Raw genomic sequence first — 9,361 nt, 5'->3', positions numbered from 1 at the left:
CCGTGGGACAGCTCTCAGGCGTCCTCGGACTTCTCCTGCGCCGGCTTCTCGTCGGCGGAGCCGTCCGCGGCCTCGGTGGTCTCCGGGGCCTTCTCGGCGGCCTGCTCCGAGCGGGCGGAGTTCTGCGTGGCGCGCTCGGCCTCGGTCACGACGGCCTTGCGGGCCACCGGCTCGCGCACGAGCTCGATGACGGCCATCGGGGCGTTGTCACCGTTGCGCGGCGGCAGCTTGACGATGCGGGTGTAGCCACCCTCACGGTCGGCCACGTCCGGGGCGATCTCGGTGAACAGCTTGTGCACCACCGACTTGTCGCGGATGACGGTCATGACCTTGCGACGGTTGTGCAGGTCACCCTTCTTGGCGAAGGTGATCATCCGCTCGGCCAGGGGGCGCAGGCGCTTGGCCTTGGCCTCCGTGGTGGTGATGCGGTCGTGCTCGAAGAGCTGGGTGGCCAGACCGGCCATCAGCAGCCGCTCGTGCGCCGGGCCGCTGCCCAGGCGCGGGCCCTTCTTCGGGGTAGGCATGTGATTTCTCCTGTGCTTTCCAAGTGTCAGCGACGCCCGTGGTGCGGGCGCCGGGTGTCACTGCGGCGGATCAGTACTGCTCGTCCTCGAGGACCTCGTCCCCACCGGCGTCCTCGTCCGTCTCGTCCCGGTCCAGCACGATGGTGGACGGGTCGAAGTCGGCCGGGGTGTCCTTCAGGGCCAGGCCGAGCTTGTGGAGCTCCACCTGCACCTCGTCGATGGACTTGTTGCCGAAGTTGCGGATGTCCAGCAGGTCCGCCTGGCTGCGCGCCACGAGCTCACCCACGGTGTGGATGCCCTCGCGCTTGAGGCAGTTGTAGGAACGCACGGACAGGTTCAGCTCCTCGACCGGCAGCGCCAGGTCGGCGGCCAGCGAGGCGTCCGTCTGCACGGCACCCATCTCGATGCCCTCGGCCTCGACGTTGAGGTCGCGCGCGAGGCCGAAGAGCTCCACCAGCGTCTTGCCGGCGGACGCCATGGCGTCGGCTGGGGACATGGAGTTCTTGGTCTCGACGTCGACGATCAGCTTGTCGAAGTCGGTGCGCTGCTCGACTCGGGTGGCCTCCACCTTGTAGGTGACCGACAGCACCGGCGAGTAGATGGAGTCGACCGGGATCCGGCCGATCTCCTGCTCGCCGCCCTTGTTCTGCTGCGCCGAGACGTAGCCGCGGCCACGCTCGATGGTGAGCTCGAGGTCGATGGCGCCGTCGTCGTTCAGCGAACCCAGGTACAGGTCGGGGTTGTGCACCTCGACGCCGGCCGGGCAGCTGATGTCGGCAGCGGTCATCTCACCCGCCCCCTGCTTGCGCAGGTAGGCCACCACGGGCTCGTCGTGCTCCGAGGAGACGACCAGCGACTTGATGTTCAGGATGAGCTCGGTGACGTCCTCCTTGACACCGGGAACGGTGGAGAACTCGTGCAGCACGCCGTCGATGCGGATGCTGGTCACGGCCGCACCCGGGATGCTCGAGAGCAGGGTGCGACGCAGGGAGTTGCCGAGGGTGTAGCCGAAACCCGGCTCCAGCGGGTCGATGGTGAACCGGGAGCGGGCCTCGGAGATCTTCTCCTCGGCGAGGACGGGGCGCTGGGCGATCAGCACGTGCAGTTCCTTTCCGGGCAGCGACCGCTATATGACGCTGCTCGCAGTGACACCCGACGCGTGCGTCGGGCCGGTGGCACCGGTGGCATCTGTCGACCACCGGTGCCGGTGCACCTGGCCCGCTCGGGCCGGGTGCGGTGGCGACCGGAGTCGCTGATCAGTTCTTGGAGTAGAGCTCCACGATGAGCTGCTCGTTCAGAACGGTGTCGATCTGCTCCCGGATCGGGCGGTCGAAGACCAGGACCCGGAGCGAGCCGGGGACGACCTTCATCCACGCCGGGACGGGACGCTCGCCGTGGGTCTCACGGGCGATCTCGAACGGCTGGGTCTCCAGCGACTTCGGCCGGACGTCGATGATGTCGAACTTCGACACCTGGATCGACGGCACGTCGACGCGCTGGCCGTTCACCAGGAAGTGACCGTGGGTCACCAGCTGGCGGGCGGCGCGGCGGGTCGGGGCGATGCCGGCGCGGTAGATGACGTTGTCCAGACGGGACTCGAGGATGCTCAGCAGGTTGTCACCGGTCTTGCCGGGACGACGGGCCGCCTCGGCGTAGTAGCGACGGAACTGCTTCTCCATGACGCCGTACATGAAGCGGGCCTTCTGCTTCTCCTGCAGCTGGGCCAGGTACTCCTTCTCCTGCGTACGACGACGCCCGTGCATGCCGGGCGGGTACGGACGCGAGTCGAAGCTCTTGTCGTCGCCGACGAGGTCGACCTTGAGGCGACGGGACTTCTTGGTGATGGGGCCGGTGTAACGAGCCATGATTCAGTCCTTTCCTCTCAGAACCGACGGCGCTTGGGCGGACGGACACCGTTGTGCGCGATGGGCGTCACGTCGGAGATGGAGCCGACCTCCAGGCCGGTGGCGGTGAGGGAACGGATGGCGGTCTCGCGACCGGGGCCCGGGCCCTTGACGAAGACGTCGACCTTCTTCATGCCGTGCTCCATGGCACGACGGGCAGCGGCCTCGGCGGCCATCTGCGCGGCGTAGGGGGTCGACTTGCGGGAGCCCTTGAAGCCGACCTGGCCGGCCGAGGCCCACGCGATCACGGCGCCGCTGGGGTCCGTGATGGAGATGATGGTGTTGTTGAACGTCGAGCGGATGTGCGCGTGGCCGGCTGCGACGTTCTTCTTGACACGACGGCGCGTGCGCGAGGCCGCGGCGCGAGTCTTGGGGGGCATGCTTACTCCTACCTAGAGCTGGGGGGTGAGGAGGCCGAGCCGGGGCTCAGGCCTTCTTCTTGCCGGAGACCGTCTTCTTCGGACCCTTGCGCGTGCGCGCATTGGTCTTGGTGCGCTGGCCGCGCACGGGCAGGCCACGGCGGTGGCGCAGGCCCTGGTAGCTGCCGATCTCGACCTTGCGGCGGATGTCGGCGGCCACCTCACGGCGGAGGTCACCCTCGAGCTGGAAGTTGCCCTCGAGGAAGTCACGCAGAGCGACGAGCTGCTCGTCGTTCAGGTCCTTCACCCGGGTGGAGCGGTCGATACCGCAGGCCTCGACGGCCTGCAGGGCGCGGGTGCGACCCACGCCGAAGATGTAGGTGAGGCCGATCTCGACGCGCTTGTCGCGCGGGAGGTCGACACCGATGAGACGTGCCATCGTGTTCCTTCTTGTCGTGTGTGGAGGTCTGGTGCACCACCGGCCCGGTGCTCCACTGCCTCAGGTGATCCAGTGGTTCCGGTCCCCGGCCTCCACGCCGGGGGTGACGTCCCGCAGCTCTGCGGGGGTCGGGTGATGCGGGACTGCTTCGTGCGTTCGTCCCCGTCAGACGGGGACCTGCGATCCGTGTCGCGTGCGGTGGTGCGTCAGCCCTGGCGCTGCTTGTGGCGCAGGTTGTCGCAGATCACCATGACCCGCCCGTTGCGGCGGATCACCTTGCACTTGTCACAGATCTTCTTGACGCTCGGCTTAACCTTCATGTGCCAGTGCCTTCGGATCGTGCGTCCACGCCCACCGGGGACCCGGCAGGCGTGGACGGTGCGGATGGGTGTGAGCCCGAGGAGCTCGGGAGCCCCTCAGCGGTGGCGGAAGACGATGCGCCCGCGGGACAGGTCGTACGGGCTCAGCTCCACCACGACCCGGTCCTCGGGGAGGATCCGGATGTAGTGCTGACGCATCTTGCCCGAGATGTGGGCGAGGACCACGTGACCGTTCGTCAGCTCCACGCGGAACATCGCGTTCGGCAGAGCCTCGACGATCGTGCCCTCAACCTCGATGACGCCGTCCTTCTTGGCCATGTCCTCCACTACTCACTTGGTCGGCCTCCCCCCGGATGGGTTCAGCCATAGACTGCGGGCGTTCGGCGCGGCGGACCATCCTGGTGGACGGCTCCCCTGGACGCACGGGTGCCCGGCCGGTCAGCCTATCCCAGGACCCACCGCCCGGGCGAATCGGGTCCGACGCGGCAGCCCGTGAGGGTCAGCCGCCCGGGACCCGGTCGACCACGCTCAGTCGGCCAGCGGGCCGTAGGTGGCCCCCACCTCGGCCAGCCCGGCCTCTCCCCCGTCGAGCTCGGTGAGCACCCACAAGCCCGAGTCGGTGACGGCCACCGTGTTCTCCCAGTGGCAGGCCAGCGACCCGTCCTCGGTCACGACGGTCCAGTCGTCCTCGAGGGTCCGCGTCTCGATCGTGCCCAGGGTCACCATCGGCTCGATGGCGAGCGTCGTGCCCACCGAGACGCTGCCTCCCGAGCCCCGGGTCCGGAAGTTCGGGATCCACGGGTCCATGTGCATCTCCCGCCCGATGCCGTGGCCGCCGAACCCCTCGACGATCCCGTAGCGCAGCCCGCGCCGGACCTCCCGCTCCTCCAGCAGGTCCTGCACGGCCGCCCCGATGTCGAACACCGGCCCCCCGGGGCGCAGCGAGGCGATGCCGTGCCACATGGACACCCGGGTGTCCTCCAGCAGCGCCTCGGTCGCGGCGTCCGCCGGCGCACCGGGCACCACCCAGGAGCGTGCCGCGTCGCCGTGCCAGCCGTCGACGATGGCGCCGCAGTCCACGCTCACGAGGTCACCGGCCTCCAGCCGACGACCGCCCGGGATCCCGTGGACGACGACCTCGTTGACGCTCACGCAGAGCGAGCCGGGGAAGCCGTGGTACCCCTTGAAGCTGGGCGTCGCCCCGGCACCCCTGATGCACTCCTCGGCGACCGCGTCGAGCTCCGCGGTGGTGCACCCGGGACGCAGCTCCCGCTGCACCCGCTCGAGCGTGCGGGCGACCACGAGCCCCGCGGACCGCATGGCCCGCAGCTGCTCGGGCGTCTTGCCGCGCAGGCGCCTGCCTCGACCCAGCACGTCAGGCCTTGTCGGCCACCGCGTCGAGGACCTCGTCGATCCGGGCCGCGACCTCGTCCACATCGCCCATGCCGTCCACGCGGCGCAGCAGGCCGCGCTTGTCGTAGGCCTCGCTCAGCGGCGCGGTCTGCTCGGCGTAGACGTCCATGCGGTGGCGCACGACCTCCTCGGTGTCGTCCTCACGCCCCTCGACCTCGGCGCGCTTGAGCAGCCGCTGGACGACCTCCTCGGTGTCCACGACGAGCTCGAGCACCACGTCGAGCGACTGGCCGGTGGCGCGGAGCATCTCGTCCAGGGCCTCGACCTGGCCCAGGTTGCGCGGGTAGCCGTCCAGCAGGAAGCCCTCCTGGGCGTCCGGCTGCGCGAGTCGGTCCTCGACGATGCGGTTGGTCAGCTCGTCGGGCACCAGGCCGCCGGCGGAGGTGATCTCCTTGACCTGCTCCCCCAGCGGGGTGCCGGCCTTGATGTTGGCGCGGAAGATGTCGCCGGTGGAGATGGCGGGGACGCCCGTGCGCTCGGCGATGCCGGTGGCCTGGGTGCCCTTGCCGGCCCCGGGAGGGCCGAGGATGATCATGCGGGTCATCGGAGGAATCCTTCGTACTCGTGCTGCTGCAGCTTGGACTCGATCTGCTTGACGGTCTGCAGACCGACGCCGACGACGATGAGCAGCGAGGCACCGCCGAACGGGAAGTCACCGATGGCACCCAGACGATCCAGGGCGTAGAGCGGGATGAGGGACAGGATGCCCAGGTAGAGGGCACCGGGTGCGGTGATGCGGTTGAGGACGTAGCGCAGGTACTGCGCCGTCGGCCGGCCGGCGCGCACCCCGGGGACGAAGCCGCCGTAGCGCTTCATCGAGTCCGACACGTCGTCCGGGTCGAAGGTGATCGACGTGTAGAAGAACGTGAAGAACACGATCAGGGCGAAGTAGATGATCACGTAGACCGGGTCGGTGCCCATCTGCAGGTGGCGCGAGACCCACTCGACCCAGGCCGGCGGGCGCGAGCCGTCGCTCGGGGTGCGGAACTGGGCCACCATCATCGGCAGCATGAGGATCGAGCTGGCGAAGATGATCGGGATGACGTTCGCCATGTTGAGCTTCAGCGGGATGTACGTGGAGGTGCCCCCGTACATGCGCCGGCCCACCATCCGCTTGGCGTACTGGACCGGGATGCGCCGCTGGCACTGCTCGACGAAGACGACCACGGTGAGGATCGCCAGACCGAGCAGGAGCACCAGGACGAACTTGTCCCAGCCACGGTCCTTGATGGCCCACAGCGAGCCCGGGAAGCCGGCCGCGATGGCCGTGAAGATGAGCAGCGACATGCCGTTGCCGACGCCCTTCTCGGTGATCGTCTCACCGAGCCACATCACCAGGCCGGTCCCGGCGGTCAGCGTGAGCACCATGAGCGAGACGGTCCACAGGGAGTCGTTCGTCATGACCGTCGGGCACTGTGCCGGCGTTCCGCCGAACAGGGAGCTGGGGTTGCGGGCGAAGCTGATCAGGGTGGTGGACTGCAGCACCGCCAGACCGATGGTCAGGTAGCGGGTGTACTGCGTCATCTTGCTCTGTCCCGCAGCGCCCTCCTGCTTCAGGCGCTCGAAGTGCGGGATCACCACGGTCAGCAGCTGCACGATGATGCTCGCGGTGATGTAGGGCATGATCCCCAGCGCGAAGATCGACAGCTGGAGCAGCGCCCCGCCGGAGAACATGTTGGTCAGCCCGAGCAGGGAGTTGCTGCCGGCACCCATCTCCTGGCACTTCTGCACCAGGCCGTAGTCGATGCCGGGGGTGGGCACGTGGGACCCGAGCCGGAACAGGGCCATGATGCCCAGGGTAAAGAGCAACTTCCCACGCAGGTCGGGCGTGAGGAACGCCCGACCGAATGAGCTGAGCACGAGACCTCCCTGTGGACCGACCCGCGGCGGCCGTCCGGTCGATCGTGCCGATGGGCACGGTCCTGCGGGTGACGCGGACCGTGCGTCGTCGACGGCCCCTGGGCGCACATGGCGCCGGGAAACCGTAACACCCGAAGGGCCCCGCACCGTCAGCGACGGTGCGGGGCCCTTCGATCGGGTCCGAGGACCTCAGCGGGTGGTGGTGGAACCGCCCGCGGCCGAGATCTTCTGCTCGGCGGAGGCCGAGAACCTGTCGGCGGTCACGTCGACCGCGACGGAGATCTCGCCGGAGCCCAGCACCTTGACCGGCTGGCCCTTGCGCACGAGGCCGGCCTCGACCAGCTTCTCGACGCTGACCTCGCCGCCCTGCGGGAAGTGCGTGGCGATCTGGTCCACGTTCACGACCTGGTAAGTCACCTTGAACGGGTTCTTGAAGCCGCGCAGCTTCGGCAGCCGCATGTGCAGCGGCGTCTGGCCACCCTCGAACCGCTCGGGCACCTGGTAACGAGCCTTCGTTCCCTTGGTACCGCGACCGGCGGTCTTGCCCTTGGACGCCTCACCACGACCCACACGGGTCCGGGACTTCTTGGCACCGGGGGCCGGACGGAGGTCGTGGACCTTCAGCGGCGACTCCGCCGCCTCGGTGGTCTCCACCTCAGCGTTCTTCTTGTCGGCCATCGTCAGTTCACCTCCTCCACGGTCACCAGGTGGGTGACGCTCTTGACCATGCCCCGGATCTCCGGGCGGTCCTGCTTCTCGACCACGTGGCCGATCCGCTTCAGCCCCAGGCTGCGCAGCGTCTCACGGTGCTGCGGCTTGATGCCGATGGCGGAACGGACCTGGGTCACCTTGAGCGTGGCCATCAGGCCCCCTCTCCGGCAGCCGCGGCGCGGGCGCGCAGCATGGCGGCGGGCGCCACGTCCTCGAGCGGCAGACCACGGCGCGCGGCCACGGCCTCCGGCTGCTCGAGCTGCTTCAGGGCCTGCACCGTGGCGTGCACGATGTTGATCTGGTTGTCCGAACCCAGCGACTTGGTCAGCACGTCGTGGATGCCGGCGCACTCGAGCACGGCGCGGACCGGACCACCGGCGATCACACCGGTACCGGGCGCGGCCGGGCGCAGCATGACGATGCCGGCGGCGTCCTCACCCTGGGTCGGGTGCGGGATGGTGCCACCGATGCGCGGGACGCGGAAGAAGTTCTTCTTCGCCTCCTCGACGCCCTTGGAGATCGCCAGCGGCACCTCCTTGGCCTTGCCGTAGCCGACGCCGACGTTGCCGTCGCCGTCGCCCACCACGACCAGGGCGGTGAAGCTGAAGCGACGACCACCCTTCACGACCTTGGCCACGCGGTTGATGGTGACGACGCGCTCGAGGTACTGGTTGCCCTCGTCGCGCCCGCCACGGCCACCGCGGCCGCCGTCGCGTCCACCGCGGCCCTGGCCACGGCCACCGCGGTCGTTGCCACGGTTGTTGCGGTCGTTGGCGGACCGCTCGTTGGTGCGGTCACCAGCGCTGGTCTTCTGAGCCTCTGCGCCGGTGAGCTCGCCTCCCTGCTGAGTCTCAGCCATCAGAGGTCCTTTCCCTGAGTTGCTCGGGTCATGTCAGTCATCACAGCGCCAGACCACCCTCACGAGCACCATCGGCAACGGCGGCGATACGACCGGCGTAGCGGTTGCCACCGCGGTCGAACACGACGGCCTCGATGCCGGCGGCCTTGGCGCGCTCGGCGACGAGCTCGCCGACCTTGCGGGCCTTGGCGGACTTGTCCATCTCGGCACCGCGCAGCTCGGTCTCCATGGTGGAGGCCGACGCGAGGGTGCGGCCCTCGACGTCGTCGATCACCTGGACGAACATGTGGCGGCTCGAGCGGTGCACGGCCAGACGCGGACGCTCCGCGGTGCCGGACACCTTCTTGCGCAGGCGGGCGTGGCGGCGGTCGCGCGCGGCGACGCTGCCCTTGGCACGCTTCACGATCATTGCCATGGCTTACTTACCAGCCTTTCCGACCTTGCGGCGGATCTGCTCGCCTTCGTAGCGCACGCCCTTGGCCTTGTACGGGTCGGGCTTGCGCAGCTTGCGGATGTTGGCCGCGACCTCACCCACGAGCTGCTTGTCGATGCCGCTGATCGAGAACTTGGTCGGGCTCTCGACGGCGAAGGTGATGCCCTCGGGGGCCTTCACCAGGATCGGGTGCGAGTAGCCGAGCGCGAACTCCAAGTCCGAGCCCTTGGCGACCACGCGGTAACCGGTGCCGTTGATCTCGAGGGTCTTCGAGTAGCCCTCGGTCACACCGACCACCATGTTGTTGACGAGGCTGCGGCTCAGCCCGTGCATCGCACGGGACTCGCGCTCGTCGTCCGGACGGGAGACCTCGACGGCCCCCACGTCGTTCTTCGCCACGGTGATCGGGCTCGGGATCGTGGTGGTGAGCTCCCCCTTGGGGCCCTTCACCTTCACGTCCTGGCCGTCGATGGTCACGTCGACACCACTGGGCACAGTGACGGGAAGACGTCCAATACGAGACATTCTCTAGTTCCTTC

At 68.8% G+C, this 9,361-nt stretch carries 15 protein-coding genes; all 15 read right to left on the bottom strand.

The window, feature by feature from the left end; all coding sequences use genetic code 11:
* Positions 1–14 precede the first annotated feature (14 nt).
* The 15 genes from rplQ to rplF all read right to left on the bottom strand — a co-directional run bounded on the left by rplQ (position 15) and on the right by rplF (position 9,347).
* Positions 15–524, bottom strand: a complete 510-nt coding sequence (rplQ, locus tag ACY8FT_RS00780) for a 50S ribosomal protein L17 (protein WP_462417047.1) — start codon at positions 522–524, stop codon at positions 15–17.
* A gap of 70 nt (positions 525–594) precedes the next feature.
* Positions 595–1,623 (bottom strand): DNA-directed RNA polymerase subunit alpha, encoded by a 1,029-nt coding sequence (locus ACY8FT_RS00775; protein WP_462417046.1) that lies wholly within the window; start codon positions 1,621–1,623, stop codon positions 595–597.
* Between the two features lie 157 nt (positions 1,624–1,780).
* Entirely contained in the window at positions 1,781–2,389 is a 609-nt protein-coding gene (gene rpsD, locus ACY8FT_RS00770) for a 30S ribosomal protein S4 (protein ID WP_462417045.1), read from the bottom strand.
* Positions 2,390–2,406: 17 nt separating this feature from the next.
* Positions 2,407–2,808 (bottom strand): 30S ribosomal protein S11, encoded by a 402-nt coding sequence (gene rpsK, locus ACY8FT_RS00765; protein WP_374928942.1) that lies wholly within the window; start codon positions 2,806–2,808, stop codon positions 2,407–2,409.
* 46 nt (positions 2,809–2,854) lie between these two features.
* A complete protein-coding gene (gene rpsM / locus ACY8FT_RS00760; protein WP_015779995.1) occupies positions 2,855–3,226 on the bottom strand; it encodes a 30S ribosomal protein S13 in 372 nt (123 codons plus the stop codon).
* Between the two features lie 206 nt (positions 3,227–3,432).
* Entirely contained in the window at positions 3,433–3,546 is a 114-nt protein-coding gene (gene rpmJ / locus ACY8FT_RS00755) for a 50S ribosomal protein L36 (protein ID WP_030903823.1), read from the bottom strand.
* A 96-nt stretch (positions 3,547–3,642) separates the two neighbouring features.
* Positions 3,643–3,864: a translation initiation factor IF-1 gene (gene infA, locus ACY8FT_RS00750; RefSeq protein WP_015779996.1), complete on the bottom strand. Its 222-nt coding sequence runs from the start codon at positions 3,862–3,864 to the stop codon at positions 3,643–3,645.
* A 210-nt stretch (positions 3,865–4,074) separates the two neighbouring features.
* Positions 4,075–4,920: a type I methionyl aminopeptidase gene (gene map / locus ACY8FT_RS00745; protein ID WP_462417044.1), complete on the bottom strand. Its 846-nt coding sequence runs from the start codon at positions 4,918–4,920 to the stop codon at positions 4,075–4,077.
* Position 4,921: 1 nt separating this feature from the next.
* Positions 4,922–5,503, bottom strand: coding sequence for an adenylate kinase (locus ACY8FT_RS00740; protein ID WP_462417043.1), 582 nt, complete (start codon positions 5,501–5,503; stop codon positions 4,922–4,924).
* On the bottom strand, positions 5,500–6,819 hold the full coding sequence (gene secY / locus ACY8FT_RS00735) for a preprotein translocase subunit SecY (RefSeq protein ID WP_462417042.1): 1,320 nt from the start codon (positions 6,817–6,819) through the stop codon (positions 5,500–5,502). Before secY ends, ACY8FT_RS00740 begins: the two co-directional genes overlap by 4 nt.
* Before the next feature lie 189 nt (positions 6,820–7,008).
* Positions 7,009–7,497 carry a 50S ribosomal protein L15 gene (gene rplO, locus ACY8FT_RS00730; protein WP_462417041.1) on the bottom strand — a complete coding sequence of 163 codons (489 nt, stop codon included), beginning with the start codon at positions 7,495–7,497 and terminating at the stop codon, positions 7,009–7,011.
* A gap of 2 nt (positions 7,498–7,499) precedes the next feature.
* Positions 7,500–7,682, bottom strand: coding sequence for a 50S ribosomal protein L30 (rpmD, locus tag ACY8FT_RS00725; RefSeq protein ID WP_462417040.1), 183 nt, complete (start codon positions 7,680–7,682; stop codon positions 7,500–7,502).
* Positions 7,682–8,389 (bottom strand): 30S ribosomal protein S5, encoded by a 708-nt coding sequence (gene rpsE, locus ACY8FT_RS00720; protein ID WP_462417039.1) that lies wholly within the window; start codon positions 8,387–8,389, stop codon positions 7,682–7,684. The genes rpmD and rpsE overlap by 1 nt, the downstream gene beginning before the upstream one ends.
* A 40-nt stretch (positions 8,390–8,429) precedes the next feature.
* Complete coding sequence (gene rplR, locus ACY8FT_RS00715) at positions 8,430–8,804, bottom strand: 50S ribosomal protein L18 (RefSeq protein ID WP_462417038.1); 375 nt, start codon at positions 8,802–8,804, stop codon at positions 8,430–8,432.
* A gap of 3 nt (positions 8,805–8,807) precedes the next feature.
* Complete coding sequence (gene rplF / locus ACY8FT_RS00710; protein ID WP_462417037.1) at positions 8,808–9,347, bottom strand: 50S ribosomal protein L6; 540 nt, start codon at positions 9,345–9,347, stop codon at positions 8,808–8,810.
* Positions 9,348–9,361: the final 14 nt, after the last annotated feature.

The organism is Kytococcus sp. Marseille-QA3725, from assembly GCF_054950055.1.
Note: the sequence above shows the minus strand (reverse complement) of the source record. Positions and strands in the feature narration are given on the sequence as shown.